General features: G+C 44.6%; 19 protein-coding genes and 2 riboswitches. Of the genes, 10 read left to right on the top strand and 9 right to left on the bottom strand.

Annotation, left to right across the window (positions count from 1 at the left end):
* Positions 1 to 164 precede the first annotated feature (164 nt).
* On the bottom strand, positions 165 to 320 hold the full coding sequence (locus B151_RS20145; protein WP_157471078.1) for a hypothetical protein: 156 nt from the start codon (positions 318 to 320) through the stop codon (positions 165 to 167).
* A 381-nt stretch (positions 321 to 701) separates the two neighbouring features.
* Positions 702 to 1,538 (bottom strand): helix-turn-helix domain-containing protein, encoded by an 837-nt coding sequence (locus B151_RS0115500; protein WP_020404567.1) that lies wholly within the window; start codon positions 1,536 to 1,538, stop codon positions 702 to 704.
* Between the two features lie 773 nt (positions 1,539 to 2,311).
* On the opposite strand from B151_RS0115500, the gene B151_RS0115490 reads away from it, so the two are divergent.
* The 6 genes from B151_RS0115490 to B151_RS0115465 all read left to right on the top strand — a co-directional run bounded on the left by B151_RS0115490 (position 2,312) and on the right by B151_RS0115465 (position 10,429).
* Entirely contained in the window at positions 2,312 to 3,439 is a 1,128-nt protein-coding gene (locus tag B151_RS0115490; protein WP_020404566.1) for an HNH endonuclease domain-containing protein, read from the top strand.
* The gene (locus B151_RS0115485; RefSeq protein WP_020404565.1) at positions 3,439 to 4,290 is read left to right on the top strand and encodes a bifunctional class I SAM-dependent methyltransferase/HIT family protein; all 852 of its coding nucleotides are present in this window, start codon (positions 3,439 to 3,441) and stop codon (positions 4,288 to 4,290) included. Before B151_RS0115490 ends, B151_RS0115485 begins: the two co-directional genes overlap by 1 nt.
* Before the next feature lie 21 nt (positions 4,291 to 4,311).
* Positions 4,312 to 7,413, top strand: coding sequence for a DUF3427 domain-containing protein (locus B151_RS0115480; protein ID WP_020404564.1), 3,102 nt, complete (start codon positions 4,312 to 4,314; stop codon positions 7,411 to 7,413).
* Positions 7,414 to 7,417: 4 nt separating this feature from the next.
* Positions 7,418 to 7,660 (top strand): hypothetical protein, encoded by a 243-nt coding sequence (locus B151_RS0115475; protein WP_020404563.1) that lies wholly within the window; start codon positions 7,418 to 7,420, stop codon positions 7,658 to 7,660.
* A 9-nt stretch (positions 7,661 to 7,669) separates the two neighbouring features.
* A riboswitch (SAM-I-IV-variant riboswitch) is annotated at positions 7,670 to 7,778 on the top strand.
* A gap of 62 nt (positions 7,779 to 7,840) precedes the next feature.
* Positions 7,841 to 8,284 (top strand): hypothetical protein, encoded by a 444-nt coding sequence (locus B151_RS0115470; RefSeq protein WP_020404562.1) that lies wholly within the window; start codon positions 7,841 to 7,843, stop codon positions 8,282 to 8,284.
* A 240-nt stretch (positions 8,285 to 8,524) separates the two neighbouring features.
* Entirely contained in the window at positions 8,525 to 10,429 is a 1,905-nt protein-coding gene (locus tag B151_RS0115465; RefSeq protein ID WP_040517184.1) for a M61 family metallopeptidase, read from the top strand.
* Positions 10,430 to 10,733: 304 nt separating this feature from the next.
* Here B151_RS0115465 and B151_RS20140 read toward each other — a convergent pair whose 3' ends face one another.
* Positions 10,734 to 10,919 (bottom strand): hypothetical protein, encoded by a 186-nt coding sequence (locus tag B151_RS20140; RefSeq protein ID WP_157471077.1) that lies wholly within the window; start codon positions 10,917 to 10,919, stop codon positions 10,734 to 10,736.
* 36 nt (positions 10,920 to 10,955) lie between these two features.
* Positions 10,956 to 11,108 (bottom strand): hypothetical protein, encoded by a 153-nt coding sequence (locus B151_RS20135; RefSeq protein ID WP_020404560.1) that lies wholly within the window; start codon positions 11,106 to 11,108, stop codon positions 10,956 to 10,958.
* Positions 11,085 to 11,178, top strand: a riboswitch (TPP riboswitch). It overlaps the preceding gene by 24 nt.
* 51 nt (positions 11,179 to 11,229) lie before the next feature.
* On the opposite strand from B151_RS20135, the gene B151_RS0115455 reads away from it, so the two are divergent.
* Positions 11,230 to 13,683: a TonB-dependent receptor gene (locus B151_RS0115455; RefSeq protein WP_157471076.1), complete on the top strand. Its 2,454-nt coding sequence runs from the start codon at positions 11,230 to 11,232 to the stop codon at positions 13,681 to 13,683.
* 335 nt (positions 13,684 to 14,018) lie between these two features.
* Here the strand turns inward: B151_RS0115455 and B151_RS0115450 are convergent, their stop codons facing one another.
* The 3 genes from B151_RS0115450 to B151_RS0115440 form a co-directional block, all read right to left on the bottom strand.
* Positions 14,019 to 14,894, bottom strand: coding sequence for an NAD(+)/NADH kinase (locus B151_RS0115450; protein ID WP_020404558.1), 876 nt, complete (start codon positions 14,892 to 14,894; stop codon positions 14,019 to 14,021).
* A complete protein-coding gene (locus B151_RS0115445; protein WP_020404557.1) occupies positions 14,894 to 16,309 on the bottom strand; it encodes an ABC transporter substrate-binding protein in 1,416 nt (471 codons plus the stop codon). The genes B151_RS0115450 and B151_RS0115445 overlap by 1 nt, the downstream gene beginning before the upstream one ends.
* 77 nt (positions 16,310 to 16,386) lie before the next feature.
* A complete protein-coding gene (locus tag B151_RS0115440; RefSeq protein WP_020404556.1) occupies positions 16,387 to 17,580 on the bottom strand; it encodes a D-alanine--D-alanine ligase family protein in 1,194 nt (397 codons plus the stop codon).
* A 220-nt stretch (positions 17,581 to 17,800) separates the two neighbouring features.
* Here B151_RS0115440 and B151_RS0115435 point away from each other — a divergent pair, with 220 nt between their 5' ends.
* The gene (locus B151_RS0115435; protein ID WP_020404555.1) at positions 17,801 to 18,697 is read left to right on the top strand and encodes a dimethylarginine dimethylaminohydrolase family protein; all 897 of its coding nucleotides are present in this window, start codon (positions 17,801 to 17,803) and stop codon (positions 18,695 to 18,697) included.
* Positions 18,698 to 18,742: 45 nt separating this feature from the next.
* On the opposite strand, the gene B151_RS0115430 is transcribed toward B151_RS0115435, so the two are convergent.
* The gene (locus tag B151_RS0115430) at positions 18,743 to 19,105 is read right to left on the bottom strand and encodes a four helix bundle protein (RefSeq protein WP_020404554.1); all 363 of its coding nucleotides are present in this window, start codon (positions 19,103 to 19,105) and stop codon (positions 18,743 to 18,745) included.
* Between the two features lie 124 nt (positions 19,106 to 19,229).
* Between B151_RS0115430 and B151_RS0115425 the strand changes: the two genes are divergently transcribed.
* Both B151_RS0115425 and B151_RS0115420 read left to right on the top strand, forming a co-directional pair.
* On the top strand, positions 19,230 to 21,644 hold the full coding sequence (locus B151_RS0115425) for a penicillin acylase family protein (RefSeq protein ID WP_020404553.1): 2,415 nt from the start codon (positions 19,230 to 19,232) through the stop codon (positions 21,642 to 21,644).
* The gene (locus tag B151_RS0115420; RefSeq protein ID WP_020404552.1) at positions 21,641 to 21,991 is read left to right on the top strand and encodes a hypothetical protein; all 351 of its coding nucleotides are present in this window, start codon (positions 21,641 to 21,643) and stop codon (positions 21,989 to 21,991) included. Before B151_RS0115425 ends, B151_RS0115420 begins: the two co-directional genes overlap by 4 nt.
* Positions 21,992 to 22,183: 192 nt before the next feature.
* Here the strand turns inward: B151_RS0115420 and B151_RS0115415 are convergent, their stop codons facing one another.
* A complete protein-coding gene (locus B151_RS0115415; RefSeq protein WP_020404551.1) occupies positions 22,184 to 23,248 on the bottom strand; it encodes a lysylphosphatidylglycerol synthase transmembrane domain-containing protein in 1,065 nt (354 codons plus the stop codon).
* Positions 23,249 to 23,315: the final 67 nt, after the last annotated feature.

Genomic DNA, 23,315 nt, shown 5'->3' with positions numbered 1-23,315 from the left:
CAGATCTTGAGATCCATCGCGTTCACCATACAGATACCTAATATAACCCGGCGGGCGCTCTGGAAGACAACCTTAGAGGCTTTAGCTGTTCTCGTAATTTTATACACCTTTAATACCGGATTGATGCACTACGCGGAATCTGTTTGATATTACCCAAACTGTTGTCATCCCGAGTCGCCAAAATGTTGCCAGGAGTTGGATTTTCTTACGCGAGGGATCTCAACGCCTAAAACCACTCGCCGGTGCAGATCTTGAGATCCATCGCGTTCACCGTACGATACCATAGCTTTAAGGCCGTCATCCTGCATCTCCGTTTTCACTCCGTGCGGGATGACGGTCGGTGGGAAATTCTGTCTTTTTGATACTAGTCTTCATACGGCTCAATATACTCGCGCATAAATGCAGCTTAAGAAAACCGACGATCGATCATCGAACCTAAGAATTCTCTCCAACGCAGAGCGTAGGAGCGAGTGCGTTGAAAAAGTTGTCATCCCGAGTCGCCAAAATGTTGCCAGAGGCTGGATTTTCTTACGCGAGGGATCTCAACGCCTAAAACCACTCGCCGGTGCAGATCTTGAGATCCATCGCTTTCACCTTACGATACCCAATTCAAACCAGCGACCGTTCTGGATGACTGCCTTAGAGGCAGCATTCTTAACTAAGGAAGCCAACAAAAAAATAATTTAATCTCCAACCCAACACTAAGGATGATACTCATTCTCCTGATCGGTTCGCATGATCCGCGAAAACACCGTTTTGAACAGGTTGTCCTCCTCTCCGGTAAGCACCTCCAGCTCCCCTCCATGAAACTTTTTGAACTTCTTCATGAAATGAGACCGGTCGTAATAATTGAATTTCAGGAAAATATCTTCCACAGACTCCGTTCCCTCCGCAATGGCCGCGCATGCAAAATTAAAACGAACCTGACGGATAAACTGCCCCGGCGTAAAACCAATATGCTGCTTGAATTTCTTTTCCAGGTACCGGCGGCTGATCCCCTCATAATCACACAGATCCTGCACTTTCAGAATGCCTTTTTTTTCGTAGATATAATCGATCACCACGTCCAGGTGATTGTAAGTGACCTCATCAGGCAGCTGATCCAGCATAAAAGTATCCAGCAGTTGTAGTCGCTGCTCTGTGGAGTCGGTCTTTGATAAATGTTCATAGAGCCGATCTGCATCTTGCCCCACCACGGTATCAAAAGGAACAAAATCATTTTGAATATCAGCCAGGTAGGTTCCGAAGAGCTTATACGATGCCGTCGGTTTCAGGGCTACGCCATAGTACAGCAGCGGGGTATCACTCTGAAAAGAAAAGGTCGGAAAATACTGCCCGCCCAGTGCATATTTCGGGAACTCCCGAATGCCGTTTTTGCCTTTGATCAGCGGATCACCCTTTAGCACGAAGGTGATGGTTCCGGTCCCCATGGGAATGACCCGGTTTTCCTCGAAAGTGCTGGGGCGGGGAATATCGATCTCATAAATTCGCTTTACGAAGTGCTCCAATTCCGCAGAGGGGAGTATAAATTCGTGCATCCTGATGAATATTGTGATTGAGAGTTCATGCGTCACTTGAATAAAAGGAAGGTAGGCCAAATAAAATTCCCATGTTTTCTCCTTCGGGTTTTAGCAGTCAGCTTTCAGACTTCAGCTTTCAGTTTTTTGCTACTCGAACAAAAAAGCTGAAAGCTAACCGCTGATCGCTCAAAGAAGTCGTAGCAAGCCATGGTTTTAAATCTACTCAAACCATCATTAACAGCTATAAAACACATTTCAACAAACATCACTTACTATTACTTATACATTAAAAATCAGATTTGGCCGAGGCCCCGATCCCGCCGTATATTGGAAGCAGTTATTCAAAAAACAAGCCCACGGAGGCAATCCGGTCGGGCTATTTTTATGCTTTTCTTTTTCGGGTGACGGTTGACCAACGATACCGACTAATGCTTTTCTTGCTTCTATTTGTCTGTTTGGATCTCGATTATACACCAACAACGAAAGAGCAAGAACTCGTCCGACGAATGGCATCACCCAAATCTCTATCAAGCCCGAGTAGCGGATCCATCACCATTCCCCCTAATGTTTATAAGTTCGTCTGACGATTGAATGCCTGCCGCACGATGACTTAAATCGACTGGGCTGTGATCTTTAGCATGGTTCAGGCCATTTTTAGGATTTGGCCGAATCCCTACATTAGCAGGACATAAGTTTTTTCTTTTTGGGCTTGAGCCGAATTATCCTTTCTTCTTTTTTCTAATGATTTGAAAAGGCTTGCTTTATCCCCAGGAAAGTTTAGTTTTAGGGAGATGGAATACGAGGTACTCAAAAATATAAATCAGATCATTGAGCGGGATAGCAAAGACACCACCTACAAATTTGCTTTGCTTCGGGCTACCATTGAGGTCATTCAGGAAAAATCTCCCTATCAAAAATTTGAGGGTGATCGAGTTGTACTCCCTGTTGGATTGTTGATCCTGAAATGGCTGGAATATTACTACCCGATCATTGAACAAGAACTTCCCCAAAGAAACGGTGACGATCTTGATTCATTTACGCTATCCTTTCGCACGCTCTTCAAAGAGGTAACGGATTTTTATAAAATGAGAGGCGGACTTTCTGTCTTTTATTCTGAAATCATCCGGGGGAATCTGCCCGATGAAATGGAAGACACCGTTTTTCAGCTTTGCAAGAAACTCCGGGATACCATCAAAGATCAGCCCATGCGATATATTGGAAAATCGGTGAACGGCACTGAATATAGCATCTTTAAAAGGGAAGAAACCAACATTCGGCTGATGCAGCCTGACAACATGGATGTGAACTTTTTGATTGAAAATTTCTCCTGCTTTTCGATTCCTCTCGACTATTTTAAAGTGATGGAGTTGATGGGAAGTTTTGTGACTGGAATGCACTCTATTCTCATCAACTGGGCGGAATTTACCGTGGATAAAGATAAAAGCCTGAATATGAACCAGGTGTTGGAAACCATGTTGAAGTCGCCACAGGAAGCGCGAAATGTGTTGTTATCTGAAAAAATCTTTAAGGCCTTGAACAAGAGAAATGGCGGACTGGAATGTGTTTGGTCAGGCAGTAAAATCACAAATGATTTAAATATTGATCATGTGCTTCCGTTTTCTGTTTGGCGGAATAATGATCTGTGGAATTTGTTACCGGCCAAAGCCGCTGTGAATAATCGCAAGCGAGATAAAATTCCTTCCATAGAATTATTAGATCATAGAAAAGATCGGATTATCTCTTACTGGCAAATAATTCGGGAAACAGAGCAAGCCGGTTTTGAGAAAGAGATGAATGTGAATCTCGTGACCCGCCAAGATTTTGAACAGCATAACTGGGAAAATTCCGCCTTTCATTCCCTGAAAGAGAAAAGCCGGTATCTAATCGAAACCCGCGGTTTTGAAGCCTTCAATTTGTGATGAAAGGAAACCCGAATTCACATCTCACAGCTAAGGAACGGGACAAAGTTTCGTATCCTACTCGCAAGCTCTATAACATGGGAGTGATTGAAGGTGAGGTTCTGGATTTCGGTTCAGGTTTTGGAAAAGATGTTGAATTTCTGAATTCTAAAGGATTCAACTGCACTGCTTATGATCCGCATCACGCACCCGAATACCCTGACAAAAAATTTGATACCATAATCTGCCAGTATGTGTTGAATGTATTGTTGCCAGAAGAACAGGCCGAAGTGCTAATGTCGGTCAGTGAGTTGTTGAAGCCAACCGGAAAAGCCTTTTTCACCGTCCGCCGTGATTTAAAAAGACAAGGCTACCGAACTCATTATGTTCACAAAGAGCCGACCTACCAATGCAACGTAAAACTGCCCTACAAGTCCTTCTTCAAGAATGATTTTTGTGAGATTTACGAATATCGGCACTTCACACAGGTGGACAACGGCAAGGAAGGCATCTTTGAAAATCCGTCTCCCGATGCCAAACTTATCTCCGAACTGGCCACCGTGTACAGCATCTACGACAAATACCCGGTGAGCAATGGACACGCCCTGGTGATTCCCAAGCGGAAATCGACCCATTATTTTGAAATGAACGACAAAGAAAAAACCGCCTGTCGAATCATGGTGGAACGAGTAAAGAATATCTTAGAAAAGAAATACCAACCCGACGGATTCAACATCGGCTTTAACATGTATGAAGCAGCCGGACAAACCGTCTTCCACACGCACATTCACATTATTCCCAGGTATAAAGGTGATGTGGAAAATCCCCGCGGCGGGATAAGGAATGTGATTCCGGGGATGGGGGATTATTGATTCAAAATTTCCAGAAATAATATGATAAAAGAACTACTCCAAGAAGGTTTATACGACGAATTACTTTCAGAAAAGAAGAAAGAACTTTTAGCAAGTGAAGCATTTGAGAAGCAGCTAGACACTGTTGATCCAGCAGAATTTTCAACCTATGCAGCAATATACCTCGAACGTTTTTTAAGAATTACACTTGATGACATTAAACCAAAGGACAGAATAAAGAAGGGACTGGAATTATGTAATTCTTTTATCAAACAGCTCGCTGAAATCAATAAAAGTTTTGATGAAAATGATTTTGCTACCGAAGAGATTTTACTTTCCGTTTTAAATAATAAAAGTGGTACACAATGGAAATCAAAAGATTTAACTCATCCAGGAATACCATTATCACAATCTGCTTTACTGGTAAATTCTCGCGATGAATACCGAATAGGCTTCGAATTAAAAAAAGAAATTCAAAGTGCAGATCGAGTTGATTTTATTTGCTCATTTATCAAATGGTCTGGACTTCGATTGCTGAAAGAAGAAATTAGACAGTGTATAAACCAAGGTGTTGAAGTCCGAGTCATCACAACTGTATATATGGGAGCAAGTGATAAAAAAGCGATTGATGAACTTCAAGAAATGGGGGCAAAAGTAAAAGTTTCCTATGATACAAGAAGAACGAGACTCCATGCTAAAGCTTGGTTATTTCATAGAAACACAGGTTATAGTACAGCTTATGTTGGATCCTCAAACCTCTCGGCTAGTGCACAAACTGACGGATTAGAATGGAATGTCAGAATCTCGAATATTGAATCGCCTCATCTAATTCAAAAGTTTGAAGCATCGTTTGAAAGTTACTGGAATAGTGAAGAATTCAAGATGTATGAAGGAAGTGAAAATGAAAAGAAAGTTCTTAGTGCTGCTCTAAATCAAGAATCAACGGTAAAGTTTGACCAAACTTTTTTTGATTTAAAACCATATTCATTCCAACAAGAGATTTTAGAAAAACTTGAACTCGAAAGGGTCGTTAAACAAAATAATAGAAGCTTAGTTGTCGCTGCTACTGGGACTGGGAAAACGGTCATTTCAGCTTTTGATTACAAAAACTTCAAAGCCGAATTTAATGGAGATCCTAAGCTACTTTTTGTTGCTCATCGAAAAGAGATTTTGAAGCAAAGTCTTCAAACCTTTCGCCAGATTTTAAAAGAAAGCGGTTTTGGAGAATTGTATGTCGACGGATTCATTCCCAATGAATGGAATCATGTTTTTGCATCAATCCAATCACTTCATACTGGCGAATTCAATTTTGAGGAAGATCATTTTGATGCAATTATAATTGATGAATTTCACCATGCTGAAGCAAACACCTATCAAAGACTTTTAGATTATGTTGAGCCTAAATATTTATTAGGATTAACAGCTACTCCAGAAAGAACGGATGGGAAAAATGTCATGGACTTTTTTGACGGTAAAGCTACTGCAGAATTACGAGTCTGGGATGCCATAGAAAAAGGACTCCTTTCGCCTTTCCAATTTTTTGGAGTCCATGATAACACTGATTTATCAAACGTCAATTGGGTGCGTGGTAAATATGACCGAGCCGAGTTAGAAAACTTATATACCTCATCAGACGATCGTATGGCATTCATCGAAAAGGAATTGAAGGATAAAATCAGGGACCCATTTGAAATGAAAGCTCTGGGTTTTTGCGTAGGAGTTCAGCACGCTCAATATATGGCTCAGAAATTTAATGAGATGGGAATACCAAGTATACACTTATCAGGTAATTCAGATCGAGCAACTCGTGACTCTGCGATATCAAAACTCAGAAAAGGTGATGTCAATGCAATCTTTACTGTAGATCTATTTAATGAAGGAATTGACATTCCTGAAGTTGATACAATTTTATTTTTAAGACCAACAGAGAGTTCAATTTTGTTCACTCAACAACTTGGACGAGGATTACGTCTTTCGGATGGTAAGGAATGTTTGACAGTTCTTGATTTCATTGGTCATTCGAATAATAAATTTAGCTATTCAAATAAGTTCAGTTCCTTGGTAAATGTACATGGGCGAAAACTTCAAAGACATTTAGAAAATGGGTTTCCGGTTCTCCCTACTGGATGTGCCGTAGAATTAGATAAGGTCTCTCAAGAAATTGTCTTGGATAATATCAAAAATTCTATTGCTTCAAATCGACCACAAATTGTCTCACTTTACAAGAGTGTAGAACGGCCAAAAACACTTCACCAATTTTTTGCAAAGACTGAACTACATTTAGAAGATTTCTACAAGAATGACCTTTATTTCACACAGCTTAAAAGAGAGGTAGGTCTTATTTCAAGTGAACAAACCGATGAAGAAAAAGCTTTTGGAAGGTCGATTATTAGAAGCATTCATATAGATAGTATTTCCAGACTTAAGTGGAGTATAAATTTCTTTTCAAACTCAAAGCCTCCTGCTACTTCAAACCTCGGGAGACAAGAACTGAGCTATTTAAAAATGTGGGCAGCTAATTTTGGTGAAGAGAATGAAATTAGTCAGCTAGAAAAACTAATTCACAGGTTTTGGAACTATCCTGGGTTAGTAAATGAATATCGTGAATTAATGGAGTTTTTATTAAATGAAGTAACACATAGAACTAAGCTCTGGAAAAATCCTTACGATATATATTTAGAGCTACACTCCAAATATAGTCGTGATGAGATCATGGCTGCATTTAATGATATTCGAAACGGAAAATTGTATTTACCGCGAGAAGGCGTATTCTTTCACAAAGAAACAAAATGCAATCTTCTATTTGTGACTTTAAATAAAAGTGAAAAAGATTATTCTCCTTCTACTATGTATCGAGATTATGCCATATCAGATACTTTATTTCACTGGCAAACCCAGAGTAATACCAAACCCACTACAAAAAAAGGTATCCGTCATTTAGAACATAGACAAAAAGGTATCACACCATTATTGTTTATCAGAAATCAAAGGCAAGATGAAAGACGTGAAACTCAACCATATTTCTTTGTAGGACCAGTAGAACTAAATCAATGGGAGGGGTCGCAACCTATGGACATAGTTTGGAAAGTTGAAGAGCCCTTACCTGCGGATATTTATAAAGCGACTTCTATCAGCAAAAATTAATCCTATGAATAAGGTTAAGCAAATAGGCTATAGTTATATCCGTTCAGATATATCGGTAGAAACTGTTCAACTAACAATGGACGACAAAAGAAAAACCTTTTGGGTCTATAATTATCAAGGTATTTCTTATAGACTTTTTAAGTCAAAAAAGGAGCTAAATAAATTCTTAAAAGGCCAAAGCAGCACTCATTTTTCATTTGATAGTGAAAAAGAATTAGACACCCATTTTAAATTTACCCCGATCTAACTAACTTCAAATCAACATCAAGAAACCCGCCCCGGCGGGTTACCAACCGACCCATTCAACTCGGGCACGGTGGTTCAAACGATGTGGGATGCTTGGTTATCCAAACGGCGAGTGGCTTCTCTATTCCTTTGATCTTGGTGTAACGAACAACCAACACAATCACCCCAAACGTTACCCACTATGATCTATCCCAACACCCCTGCCGATAACGGCATCTCTATCCCCGATTCAAAACTGCCGGATATTGACCGCCACATGCAAAGCTCCGGACTTTGGTATTATGCGATCTTCAAAGGCACGGCATTCAAAGTGCTCGAGATCAAAGACGGCTGCATCACCTTGCAGATCATCTATCCCAAGCACCTTCCCGATAACGAACGCGACTATAACTACATCCTCATGGTGATGGCACACTGCCTGGGACGTTCGGTGCTGGATCGTAATTTCCATGTGTTGCTGTTGGAGTATGAGTCGCCGGGCAAGGGCGGGTACATCGAATCCGATTATTATACCGAGGCCGAACGCAGCCGAAAGATACAGGGTACGATGCTCTTTGAATTGGCAAAAGTCCCCATCAGAGACCGCATCTTCGACCGGAATTATCTCATTGACCTGTTTAAATGATCGCCAAGGCCGGCTTCCAAAACGAGGTAGCATATGGCTTAAATTCACCCGTGTGGTTAGCATAACCCAAGCGACTCAGCGAGACGCTGTACAGTTCGGTGTTCGGAGTTGGATGTTGGGTGTTCGATGTTCCTTTCATGCAACACCTTGGAAAATTCTTCGTAGGTTGCACCCGAGAAACTGAGGGCATGTTGGTGAAAATTATCCGTGCCTGTAATCCAAAAAAATCCAATCTAATTTATGAAGAGACTATCTATTCTTGGCTTGTTTGTTGTGGTTGCTCTTGCAGCATGTTCGCCTAAAACAGGGGACATGCTGGGGGATGCACCGGAACCGGCTTTTGACCAAAAACCGATCGAAACGGCGATTGACCTTACCAATGTAAATGAAGACCGGCTGTTGGTGCAGTTGGATCCGGGCATGTTTTCGCAGGATACGGTCCTGTTCAGGCTGCCCCGCGTGGTACAGGGGACCTATGCCATTAGCGATTTCGGGACCTTTGCTGAAGGCTTCAAAGCCTATTCCTATACCGGAGCAGAGATGAATGTTGCGAAAACCGACAGCAACACCTGGACGATCCCCAATGCACAAAATCTTGACCGCATTGAATATTACGTAAACGATACTTTTGATATTGAAGGCACCGATAAAGCAACGCCCTTCTCTCCTTCAGGAACCAACATTTCGGACGATGTATTTGTGCTGAACCTGCACGGTTTTGTGGGCTATTTTGAAGGACGTGAAGACCGCAGCTATCAGATCGACGTCACTTCCCCACTTGGGATGAACTACTCCTCAGCCTTAGCGCAGCTTTCGGCAGATACAACCGGTCAAAGCGTATCTATCACCTACCAGGCCGACCGCTATTTTGATGTAACTGACAACCCTATGATGTATGGAAATCTGACTCAGGAGCGATTTGAAGCGGGCGGTATCGAGATCGTATTTAGCGTGTATTCCCCAAGCGGAAATCACACCGCTTCCCAGTATCGCGACGTGGTATATGAGATGATGCAGGCCCAGAGTGAATACATCGGCGAGCTTGCTACGACCGATCGATACGATATTTTCCTATACCTTTCTACCCAGCAGCAGGATGCGCAGGGATTTGGCGCGCTGGAACATCAAACGTCAACCGTCATGACCTACCCCGATGTGGTAAATCAGGCTATGCTGAGCGAGGCTCTTGTAGATGTGGTAGCGCATGAGTTTTTCCATATCATCACTCCGCTGAGCGTGCATTCCGAAGATGTGCATTATTTCGATTATAACGATCCGACTTTTTCCAAGCACCTCTGGATGTATGAAGGATTGACGGAGTATTTTGCCTCACACTTTCAGGTGTATGAAGGACTGCAAGACCGACAGGCCTTTTATGATAAGATGGTTGGCAAGATCCAAACGGCAGCCGGCCTCGATGATGAAATGAGCTTTACGGTGATGAGCGAAAATGTGATCGACGAGCCTTATGCTTCCAATTATTACAATGTGTACATGAAGGGTGCGCTCATCAATATGTGCTTGGATATCATCATGCGTGAGCAAAGTGAAGGTCAGCGAAGCATGATGTCGCTGATGCATGAACTGTCCGAAAAATACGGTAAGGATAAGCCATTTGAGGACGATGCGATCATGGATGAGATCACCGCTATGACCTATCCTGAGATCGGTGACTTTTTACAGACCCATGTCGCAGGCACAACTCCGATCGACTATCAGGTGTATTTTAACAAAGTCGGTTTGAGCATGGAAGAAGTGGAAACACCGGTTACCGTATTTTTCCGGGATCAGCAGACGCCTTTCATCAACGTAAATCAGGAAACCGGAGAGCTTTATTTTATGGATTCCGGACTAAATACCACCTTGATCGAGCTGGGGGTTGAACCGGGCGATATCATCAAATCCGTAAACGGTACGGAATTGTCGATCCGGAATGCGCAGGCCATCCTCGCCCCAAGTTTTCAATGGACGCCGGATATGGACCTCAGCATGACGCTCATCCGGGATGGCGAAGAGGTGGAAGTCTCCGGAAAAGTAGGCGAGCCCAAAGCCATGTCACCTAAACTGATCGAAATGGAAGATGCCACGGAAGAGCAAATTCAACTTAGAAACTGGTGGCTGGGCGAGAATACCAGTGAGCAGTAGACCGTGATCAGTTAACCCTTTTTTTGATGTTTATTTAGCATGAATAGCCCCGTCTTTTTGGCGGGGCTTTTTTTTGTTGCCCCTTCCGGCAGTCAGGCATAATGTGCAAGCATGCCAAGGAAGGAGACACCTAAATTAGCTACTTGCCTTATGAAGAACTTTTAGCCACAGGATATACTTTAAATATTCGACATCATAAATAAGCATCAAGTCCCATTGCCCTGACGCATACATTCTTCACGAGCAGAGTACTCTTAAACGTACTGCTGTTCTTCTTCACCTCAGCCATCCCAAATAAAGTGCGTTAGGGAAAGTGACAGGGATAGGGTTCTAATACTTGTCCGCTCCAACGCAGAGCGTGTGGAGCGAGATCAAATTCGTGTGTTGGAATAATCCTTTTTTGGCGATGGCTCCAAAGCGACTCAGCGAGTCGCTCTACAGTTCGATGTTCGGAGTTGGATGTTGAATGATCGGTGTTCCCGCGATCCATCACCCCGCTCTTTTGGAATCATACGCTGTTTCCCTTTTAGACTGAGCCGGTAGATGGATTTAATAGGTTTCCTTCCCATTCGTCGGAGGAGGGAGGATTAATGTTCGAAGTTCCTGCATTCAGTGGTCGATATTCAATTGCTTTCCGCTTATCTTCTTCATTCACAACCAAGGTTGGGGGTGCTTGCATAGCGGGCTGAGATTACACCCTGATACCTGAACCGGATAATACCGGCGTAGGGAAACCTGTTTACCGCACAGTAACGCAAGTTAACCTCCTCCATTAATTTTAAGTTTATATGGAGGAATTCATGTTTAATTCTATATTTCGAAAGTCGTTTTATGCGGCTTTTTTGTTAGCGATACCGCTACTCTTCACGCCTGATGCTTCCCTTCAGGCACAAACTATAACCGGAACTATTTTGGATGCTCAATCCAGGGAACCGCTCACCGGGGCCGCCGTACGTCAGCAGGGTACTTCCCGGGGCGTGGTAACCGAAGATGACGGATCTTTTGAACTTCGGTTGTCCGAAAATGGGAAAGATGCCTTACTGATCACCTATCTCGGATATAAAGATCAGGAAGTTGATGTTTCGTCTGACCGGCAAGACCTGAAGATATTCATGTACCCGGAAACCTATATCGGGGACGATGTCTTTGTAAGTGCCACCCGCGCCGATGAGTCTTCGCCTATCACCTACACCAACGTGGAAGAGGAAGAGATCGAGAAGCGCAACCTTGGGCAGGATGTACCCTACCTGCTGCAAAGTACGCCCTCGGTTACTACTACCTCTGATGCCGGGGCAGGTATAGGCTATACCGGCATCCGCATTCGCGGGGTTGACCCGGCGCGTATCAACGTGACCATCAACGGGATCCCGGTCAATGATGCGGAATCACATGCCGTGTTTTGGGTGAACCTGCCGGACCTTTCGTCTTCAACCAAGAACATTCAGATACAGCGGGGAGTAGGAACTTCCACCAACGGAGCAGGGGCCTTTGGTGCGACGGTAAATCTACAAACAAGTTCTTCGCGGGTCGATCCTTTTGGGGAGATCAATACCGGATTCGGCTCATTCAACACCCAAAAATACAATGTAAAACTGGGCTCCGGACTGATGGAAAACGGCTGGCAGTTTGAGGGACGTTTATCCAAAATTGATTCGGACGGATTTATAGATCGTGCAAGTTCGGACCTGGATTCCTATTTCTTGTCGGCCTCTCACCATGGCGAACGAAGTTTGCTTCGCGCCGATGTATTCTCAGGCCGGGAGCGCACGTATCAGGCGTGGTATGGCATCGAAGAAAGCGTGCTGGAAAACGACCGCACCTTCAACGAGGCGGGAACTGAAAAAGAGGGTGAGCCCTATGAAAATCAGGTGGATAACTACCAGCAGAATTATTATCAGCTGCATTATTCGTACCGGTTAACGAATAACTGGAACGCCAACATCTCGGCTTTTTATACCAAAGGGTTTGGCTATTATGAAGAATACAAAGCAAACGAAGCTTTATCGGATTATGGCATTGAACCGCTGTTGCCTACCACCCCACAGGAGTCTGACCTGATCCGGCGCCGCTGGCTGGATAATGATTTCTATGGCACCATCTTTTCCACCAAATACACGCATTCCGACATTTGGAATGTGACTTTTGGAGGTGGTTACAGCTATTATGACGGAGCTCATTTTGGAGAAGTGATCTGGGCCCGGTACGCCGGCGACAGCGAGTTTGAAGATCGTTATTATGATAATGACGGTATCAAAGACGATTACAATGTGTACAGCAAGGTGCAGTATAATTTTACAGAGTCGCTGAGCTCATACCTGGATCTGCAGGTACGTGGCGTAGCATATGATTTCCTCGGAAACGGGTTTGTCCGCAGTGAAGGAAGCAATGTCCGTGATAGCCTGGTTGCCATTCAGCAGACTGAGAACCTGCTGTTCTTCAATCCAAAGTTTGGCTTCGTTTATGAGCTTCCGGAAAGTCAGCGGTTGTATGCTTCTTTTGCCATAGGCAGCAAAGAGCCAACCCGCGATGAATATGTGGATTCCACGCCTGACAGTCGTCCCGATCCTGAAAAAATGTACAATGTGGAATTGGGCTATCGCGGTGATTTTGACCGCTTTTATGCAGGGGTGAATTTATACGGAATGTTCTATCGCGATCAGCTGGTGCCCACCGGACAGATCAATGATGTGGGAGAGATCGTGCGGGAGAATGTACCAAAAAGTTATCGTGCAGGAATTGAGCTTCAGGGTGGGTACAGCCTTACGAGTAATCTGAGTCTTTCTGCCAATGCGACCTTCAGTCAGAATAAGATCGTGGAATATACCCAGTATACCGACCGGTATAGTCCAACCTTTGTTTACCTGGGTCAACAGGAATCAGTCTATGAAGATACCGATATCGCTTTTTCTCCGTCTGTGATTGCGAATGGGGTGATCGGATATCAAAAAGGAGCGCTGTATGCGGAGCTGGTTTCGAAGTACGTCTCCCGCCAATACCTGGATAACACCCAAACCGAGAGTCGCTCCATCGACCCGTATTTTGTGAATGACCTGAGGCTAAGTTACGAGCTTTCGGAAGTGCCATTGCTGGAGGGAATCACTGCAACCCTGCAGGTGAATAATCTTTTCAACCATGAGTACGAGACCAATGGCTATACCTTTGGCTGGATTCAGTCAGGCGACCCTGTTTACTATAATTACTACTACCCACAGGCAGGTACGAACTTCTTGTTCCAATTAACATGGGCTTTTTAGGCGTTTGGGTGAGTAGGGGTGAAAAGGCGCATTCGCAAGGATGTGCCTTTTTTTTGTTGTGCCTGCCGGCAAAGGCAGGCTCGTGTTAGGCAAGGCCTATCGAAGAAAGCATCCGGGCACTCGGGATGACAACTTTTGGGCTTGTAGTACTGTAACTCCCGAAATGTCGTATTTCATATTCATCTCTTTGTTGTCACCCCGAGCGAAGTGGTGTTAGAGTAGGGTTAGGTGGTATACCGCGACCCCGAATTCTCGGGGCAAAAGCTGAATGAGCGAGAAGTATTACAGGGCAGACAGGCTCGAACAAAGCAAAGGTTATCGCTGCAAGCGAATAGTCATTCCGTTTTACGGCGGGAATCCATTCCCCACATGAGCTTGTTACGAAGCGTCTCAAAATAATCTTGTCCCGGCAAGTGGATCAGGTCAAAGGTCAGCTCCGATTTCAGGATCTCAACTTCAAAAGGAAACTCCTTGATCTCATGCACTTGTCCATCATAAGAAAACAAGACCTCACTTTGTTGCTTCTCAATGATCACCCGAAGTGGATGATTGGAGTTCAGCACTAAAGGCCGGGTTGTAAGCGTATGGGGGTTGATCGGAGTCACCAGAAAGACTTCGGTTCCCGGTGCCACAATAGGTCCGCCTGATGCCAAACTGTAAGCGGTAGATCCCGTTGGAGAAGCTACGATCAGACCGTCAGCCCAATAAGTATTGATGAGGCTGCCGTCATATTCAGCCGTCACGTTTACCATAGAAATGGAATCCTTTCGGGTAAACAGAAATTCATTCAGGGCGTGAAAAGTAGTACCCTGCTTGGTAGTGGCTTTCAGAAAAGACCGTTTATCAAGGGTAAAATCACTTTTAAGCAGGCAATCCAGCGCCCGCTCCAGGTCTTCCACCTGGGTGTTGGCCATAAAACCCAATCTGCCGCTATTGATACCCAAAATGGGCTTGTTGATCTCTTTGGAAATGCGGGCGGTGTATAGGATAGTACCATCGCCTCCCATCACCAACACATAGTCGGAGGCTTGTATGGACTCTTCATCGGAGCCGGTTTTTTGAATGACATGAGCATTGTTCAGTCCGGTTTCATCGCAGATCTCGGACTTTATGAAAAGGGTGATATTCTTTCGTTTGGCCCATTCAATGGTCTTGGATAGAACCTCGCGCACTTCATACTTGGAAGGGTTGGCAACCACACTCAGTTTCATCAGCTGTCCTCCGAAACTTCAACGGATGTCAGGTTCATCTCCCAGGCATAGTTCTGCAGGCGAATACCTTGAATATTACGGTGCGAGAGGATAAAAACAGGCGCTTCCCATCGAATGACCGGTGTGGTATCGGCATAGGGAAGGGTGGTGAAGGTGGTGGTTGAGGAGGGAGCAAAAGAAGGAGATACGGAAAAGCTAAATCCTAAACTTGCCGATGCGGAAGCCAGGTTGTTGAACAACATGCGTTCGTTGTGGTTTTGGAGATGTGTTGCTGCGAGCTGCCGATCCTCGGTATTCACAGAGGTATTTTCTAAAGGGTAGAACTGAACATTGCCCCAGGCTTCATTCCCGATAAGCCGGCCTGCATCCAGTGAATCCAACAAGGTATTTACGGAATTGGATTGATCCGAAACTTGGTTATAAAAAACGGTATAAGTCGTAGTAACCCCGGTGTTCTCGAGCCGATAGATCGGGTTGAATTGATCGATCAGTGAACCCGGAGGATCTGTAATGGTTCTCAAAGTTGGAATACTGACCTCAACCAAAGCATCTAAATTTTTCCGGGCAAACTCCTGATAGAGATCCCGTTCATCCAAACCGGATACAATATCGAGTCGGTTTAGGTCCGGTGTTACTCCACGGTAATTTTCATTAATCGCAAACAGCAGGGTGTTGTCGTTTTTTTGGATGAACTTAAAACGTCCGGTTCCAGCCGCACGGACGATAGGGCCTGTTTCAGGGACACTCTCTTCCGGATACACCGATGCATAAGGATGTGCCAGCCGCATCAGGAAATCGGAAGAACTATTATTCAGATAGAAAACGAGGGTTGAATCATTTTGAATGCGTAAGCCTTCAATGTTTTCAAGAACGCGCTTTTCAGGATCTTTGATGAGGGTTTGTTCGTTGTGGTAGGCGTTGAAGCCGCGAATATCATCGAACATGTTGGCTGCGAAATCGGGGACCTTATTGTCGGCCATGCGCTCAAAAATAAAGCGGACATCCTTTGCGGTAATACGTCGCCCCGAACCACTGCTGAAAACGGAAGAATCGTAATAGTAAATATCGGTGCGCAGGTGTAGGGTGAATTGGGTGGAATCGGCATTTACTTCCCAGCTATTGGCCAGTTCCGGAGCAGGATTTCCCAGCTGATTCAATCCGATGAGCTGCTCATATACCAGGTTATTGGTTCGCAGTTCACTGTTTGATTCCGCAAACAAAGGATCAAGGGAGTATACAGGGGCGATCTCTCCCAATTTTAGGTGAATGAAATCATCGATCTCATCTTCCGAAGTTGCGGTGGTGGTATCGTTGTCGAGTAATTCGGCCGGATCTGAGTTTACGGTTGTGGTTTCCAAAGAGGAACCACAGGAAACGATCAGAAAAGAAATAGCAAAAAATAATAGGTGTTTCATAATGTGCAGTTCAGGTATTCAATCTATGCAATGTTAGCACAAAGGTTAAACAAACCAATAGTTTTATTCGTTTAGCTTCAGTTTTTGGTTCCTTTCAATCCTTTGATCCCTTTCACAGCCTTTTCGCTCAGTAAATTGGTTTCATAACTGCGCACCCGACCGTTTTTGGCCTGATGTTGTTTCAGGGCAATGGCTATCAATTCATTCAAAAGTTCGCTGAATTGCAAGCCGGACTTTTCCCACAAATAAAAGGAGAAAGAACCGGGTATGGTGTTGATCTCATTGAAATAAACTTCGTTGGTATTGGCATTCACCAGGAAGTCGAGCCGGGCCAGGCCGGAAGCGCCTAATGCTGAAAACGTTTTGGTAGCCATTCGCTGAATTTTTTTGGTGAGCTCGTCCGGGATATCAGCCGGGATGATCCGGTCGGCAGAAGCCATGCCTTTATCGGCACCCTCTCCGCTTTGGTATTTATCCTCAAAAGAAAGAGTTTCTGTTTTCCCTAACGGCTTTTCGCAAACGCTGGGTTTGCAGTCGTCGGGCGTTCCCATCACTGAACAGTTGATCTCCATAAGCGGGTTTACGGCCTCTTCGATCAATAAATGCGCATCATACCGAAAAGCAGTTTCTACAGCGTCGATCAAGGAATTCCGGTCGTTGGCAATAGCTACTCCGATACTGCTGCCTAAGCTCACCGGCTTCACGATCAGGGGATAGTCGTATTCCTCCGCTACGGCGATGAGATCGTCTTGCTCTTTCTCCCAGTCACTTTCATAAAAATTAACGGCCCGGGTAACCGGAATCCCGTTTGCAGCAGCCACCAGTTTGGCTTTCACTTTATCCATGCCTAAAGAAGAGCCCAGCACGCCGCTTCCCGTGTAGGGGATGTTCATCATCTCACATACCCCCTGAAATGAGCCATTTTCTCCCTCACTCCCATGAAAGGCACACAGTACGGCATATACCGGGTAACTTTTGGGTTTGGAAAAGAATCCGCCTCCCTCTTGTTCTTTTAAGAATGTTTTGCCGGTTTCATCTTTAACAAAAGCGCAGGAAACCGAGTCGTTTTCCAGTGTTTTCAGCTCCTTGTAGTTGGAGAGATCCAGCAATTTCTCTCCGGTTAACCATCGTCCGGATTTTGTGACATATAAAGGAATGCAGTTATAGGATGAACCTTCCAACGCAGAGATCGCCTGAATGGCTGTCAGTACCGATACTTCGTGCTCTGGAGAGACTCCACCAAAGGCTACTACAAGATTTTTTTGAGACATAATCAGTTTTTGTGTTTCAGCGAAAATAGGATTGTTTAGGGATAATTGTTAGCAGGTCAGAAGAATTTAGTACCAAGGTTCAAGGGCTTGGGTTCCTTCTGCAAAACCCAAACAGCTTGAATCTAAAACCTAACACCTATTTGAACTTGTTCCTCATTCTGATATTTTCAATATTTGTGAGTCTGTCCAACCTTTAATTTAACGTGATATTCTGGAATCTATGGCGAACGTAATCACATCTGTTAACGAATTGGATTTTGGTCTTAAGGATCTGGAATCTATGCCGGCACCGGGAAAGGTGTTGTTGGTTAAGCCCACGTTCTTTTCGGTGGAGTATGTGATCAATCCCCATATGGAAGGCCATGTTGGTAATGTAGATAAACTACAGGCTCAGAATGAGTGGGAGCATCTTAAATCGGCGTATGAGGAGCTTGGATTGTACGTGCATGTGGAAGAAGGCCGGCGCGGATTTCCGGACATGGTTTTTTGTGCCAATCAAAGCCTTCCCAACATCACCAAAGAGGGCACTAAGCAGGTTGTGATGAGTGTCATGAATGCCGATGAACGGAAGGGGGAGGTACCCTTCATACAGAAAGTGTACGAGGATAGCAGTTACGACATCGTTCATTTGGATGGTTCCCGGTTTCATAGTTTTGAGGGTATGGGTGATGCCATCTGGCATTTCAAACGCCGCCTGCTTTGGGGAGGTTATGGCTTCAGAACTTCTAAAGATGTTTATGAGATCATATCAGAAACTTTTGATACGCCGGTCATTGCCCTTGAGCTTACTAATCCCAAGTTCTATCACCTGGATACCTGTTTTTGTGTGCTTGATGAACATTCTGCGCTGATCTATCCTGAAGCTTTTACAGATGAGGGTTTAGAGCTTATTCACTCGATCTTTACTAATGTGATCGAAGCTTCCAAATACGAGGCAGAGAAGTTGTTTGCCTGCAATGCTACTTGTCCGGATGGGAAAAATGTATTCATCCAGCAGGGTTGCGTAGATGTAAATCATAAGTTGAAAGATGCCGGCTTCAAAGTCCATGAATTCAGCACCTACGAATTCCTGAAAAGCGGCGGCTCCGTCTTCTGCATGAAAATGCTGCTCTGGTAAAAGCGGTGTTATGGTGCGATGGTGTTACGGTTTATCGGGGTAGTTTTACTTTTTATAGTGTTTAATCAGAGAAAGTGTCATTTTTTGACATCTTAGTGCATCTTCTCTTAATGATTTTGCTTTCTCTTCAGTGATATACTCTAAATCTTCTGCAACATATAGCAGACTTTGGACCTCCGCTGCTGAGCTCTGTGCAAAATCAAAAAATCGAATAGATTCTTTTCTATGATACCTGGAGAATCCCTCAGCTATATTAGTCATAATTGAAACAGAAGCCCTTCTTGATTGGTCCTTTAAGCCATAGTCCTTTCCAAATTTTCCCTCTTCACTGATCTTATAGATCTTTTTCACCAGTTTTCTGGCTTCTTTCCAGCAGTTCAAATCTTCGAATCTTGTAATCTTAGTCATAGTGCATTTATTAGTTTTGATGTATATACTAAGAGCGCTTTCAAACCAATTCCTTACAAAAAAATAGATTTAAAGGAACTAAGCACCATAACACCACCGCACAATAGCACAAAGCACATTACACATGAACCTCATCAAAGCCTCTGTTTCTTTCATCGTTCTCATTGGAGTCATCATATCGCTGAATACTAAATTTGGAGCTGTTCCGCCGCTGGGAAAGTTTTTTGATCCGGATGCCGGTTTCTGGGCAAACGCAGTGACGGGAGAACCGGAGTCCGAAACACTTGATATACCGGGATTGCAGGATGAAGTTACTGTCTACTTTGATGATCGAAACGTGCCGCACCTCTTCGCCCAAAACGAACATGACCTGTTTCTTGCACAGGGTTATGTCGTGGCCCGCGACCGTCTTTTTCAAATGGAAATGCAAACCTACGATGCTGCCGGCAGATTGGCTGAAATTGTAGGGCCGTCTCTAGCTAACAGAGACCTGAATGCGCGCAGACTGGGCATGGTGTATGGGGCAGAACAAGCAATGAAAGCCATCAATGAAGACCCGGAAATTTCAGGGATCATACAAGCTTACTCGGAGGGCGTAAATGCTTACATCAACGAGCTTACACAGGCTGAATATCCCATAGAATATAAAGTGCTTGATATTGAACCGGAGGAATGGAAGCCGATCAAGACCGCATATCTGTTAAAGAATATGACACGTACGCTGGCCGGCAGAAATAACGACGTGCGTACCAGCAACACGCTTCAATATTTTGGGGATGATTTTGTGGAGAACTATTTCACCCAAAAACCGGAACTCAATGATCCCATCATTCCTCCTACCCGCGAATGGGATTTTGTAGCCGAGGTTCCTGAAAAACCGGATTCATTGTTCGTTCCGAGTGTTTCAAAAGTCATTGATCCCTTCCCTCAGCCGGAAGGAATTGGTAGCAACAACTGGGTGGCAGATGGCAGTAAAACAGCGTCAGGATATCCCATCCTCGCTAACGACCCGCATCTCAGCCTTACACTGCCTTCCATTTGGTATGAAATACAGCTTTCAGCACCGGGTTATAATACCTACGGAGTTTCCCTGCAAGGCTCGCCGGCTATTATCATCGGATTTAATGAGCAAGCCGCCTGGGGAACCACCAATGTGGGCTCGGATGTAATGGACTGGTATGAAATTGAATTTCGGGACGAAACCATGCAAGAATATTGGCACGACGGGGAATGGAAGCCCACGACCCAAAGAATTGAAGAGATCAAAGTTCGCGGGGGAGAAACGATCATGGATACCGTGATATATACGCACCACGGACCGGTTATGGAGGTGGGCACGCCCGGGGAAAATGGCCCGGTTTATCATGCCCTGCGGTGGATCGCCCATGAGTCTTCCAATGACTTAAAGACTTTCTACGGCTTCAACAAGATGAAGAACTACGACGATTTTGTGGAGGCCATTACGCATTATGTTGCACCGGCTCAAAATTTTGTATTTGCCGATACCACCGGTGATATTGCCTTATGGGTTTCCGGTAAACTGCCCAAAAAATGGGAATTTCAGGGGCGAACCGTAAGCGACGGAACCAATACGGATTATGACTGGCAAGGGTGGATTCCAACAGATCAAAATCCCCATATCAAAAATCCGGAACGGGGATTTGTGAGCTCCGCCAACCAGGAATCGGCCGCCCCGGACTACCCCTATTACCTGGATGATGACTTTGCTCCTTTCGAACGTGGCCGACGAATTAATGAGCTGTTGGAGAGTATGGACGACATCACCCCAAAAGACATGCAACGCATGCAGATGGATAACTTTGCATACACCGGTTCCAATATCATTCCGGAGTTAATAGAATGGACGAATACCGCAGAACTTTCCTCACTGGAAGCGGAGGTGTTGGAAGAATTGAGTTCCTGGAATTTTATGATGGATGCCGACCTCATTCAACCCACTGTGTATTTAGTTTGGAGAAACCGGTTGTTCAGAGCGGTTTTTGGAGATGAATATAATGCCACGGAAGCGAACCTGCGTTATCCGTCTCGTGATATTTTTGTGGAGATGCTCAAAAAAGACCCCGACATGAAATACGTGGATGACATCACTACTGAAAAGGCAGAGGAAATCGAAGAGATTGTAACGGAGACCTACAAAGAGACGATTGCCACATTGGTAAATTATTACGGAGAAGACACGGCAAACTGGAAATGGGGCTACGACATCAACAATGATATCGATCACCTTGCACAGATCCCTGGTTTTGGGAAGGAAGACCTTTTTAGCGGTGGTTCTGCTGAATCTATCAATGCAACCCGAGGAGGAAACGGACCTTCCTGGCGAATGGTGGTGGAATTGGAGCCGGGAGCTGTGAAAGGCTGGGGCGTGTATCCCGGTGGTCAATCAGGAAATCCAGGTTCACCCCACTACGACGATATGGTGGAAAGCTGGCGAACCGGTCAGTTATTTGAGCTGAATTTCTTAAGAAGTGAACCTTCGGTGTATCAATATAAATTTGAACTCAACGGTGCTGAATGATCTCTTCAAAGGAGTATAAGGCCAACAAAAGAACCAGAAACCTGATCCGATTAAGTCTATTGTTGATCATTATGCCGGTATTATATCTTGGATTGTGGATCTCCATCTTACAAAATGAAGCACTTACTTATGCCGGGCAGGTTCAATTACTGATGAGTTATTTCCCGGAATTCCTCCGAAACCCGTTTGGTATTACACTGACTTTTTTTGGGATGAGTTTTTCCAGCGCCATATTTGGTTTCTATGGATATCTGAAGGCAGATTCAAATAAGGCTCAACTGTTAAGTTTGTTTCTATCAGGAATTGCTACCCTTATTACCATTTGGTACGGGTTTACATTGATGTGATTTAATACCATACCTCCATCATTCGGCTCAGTTTGAATAGGAAAATTCAGCTTGCTATGTGAGAGCCGGGTGATGGAATGACCGGGGCACCGAGGTGGCATCCAACACATCCATCACCCCGTTTCTGCCCTGAACGAGATCAAGCCCCTACTTTAGGGAAACGGAATGATGGATTCCAAGGGTTTAAAAAACTCAACTTTCGATGTTCCCTGCTCGATGTTGGATGTTCGATGTTCCCCTCGCTTCCCGTTTCATCCCTAAAAATTTATCAATTGCTAAAAGGGAGGGAGAGACAATGAAAATAATCACCAGAGTGGTAGCGTGAGAAATTGTGGCGTAAGCCAGGCCTGTGACTTCCGGAACCCCGTAAAAGATAAAAAGGGCTTTGGTGATGAAAAGATGGTAAGACCCAATGCCTCCGGGTGTAGGAATAGAGAGTCCAACCGCACTTACCACAGTTAGCACAACAGCTTCGGTAATTCCCAGGCTGAATTCAGTCTGCATATCAAACATCCAGAAACCTGCGTAGGTCATGAAGATGTAGAGCGCCCAGATCAATCCGGAATGAAAGATGAAAAGCGGCCAGTTTTTGAGTTCGCGGATCGCCAAAACGCCATCCACAAAAGTGCGGAAGACCCTTTGAATTTTAGTCACGATCTCAAAGATCTTTCCTTCGGTTTTCTCTGCTGCCAGTTTGAACAGCCAATACAGTAAACCCAATGCTGATAAACCAATGACTCCAAAAGTGCCGAGCGTTAAAAGAAGATCGATCTGTGTGGCAGCATCAGTAATATCGATGCCAAACAGTCGGGAAAGAACCTGCGGGTCGGCGATCAGGAAAACAATGACGAAAGCCATCAGCAGCAGCATGCCGATCAGATCCACCACTCGCTCTAAAACTATGGTTCCGATGATCTTACTGTTGCTCTCACCTACTTGTCGGGCCACATAAACCGGACGTGCCACTTCTCCAACTCTTGGAAGGGGGATGTTAACCAAATAGCCAAACATTACTCCGGTGTACAATGTGATCTTTGCGGGCACTTTTTCTTTATTGGTAAATAGCATCTCCCAGCGTAAAGCACGGATATAGTGAGCAAACAAAGTGGCAGCTGTAAAAGGCGCGATCCACCACCATTTCATCCCTTTGGTGGATTCCCAGATCTCTGAAAGTTCAACACCCCGAAAAGCGAGCCAAAGGAATAAGATCCCCAATAAGATACTGCCTAAGATTTTTAACGCTTTTTTCCCATTCATTTTCTTATGGCTGCATTATTTAAAGGTTGGGCGGGATATGATCGGGGCACAAAAAATCATAGATCAA

It is taken from the genome of Gracilimonas tropica DSM 19535 (assembly GCF_000375425.1).
Classification (GTDB): Bacteria; Bacteroidota; Rhodothermia; order Balneolales; family Balneolaceae; genus Gracilimonas; species Gracilimonas tropica.
The sequence above is the reverse complement of the archived record's forward strand: the minus strand, read 5'-3'. Positions and strand labels throughout refer to the sequence as shown.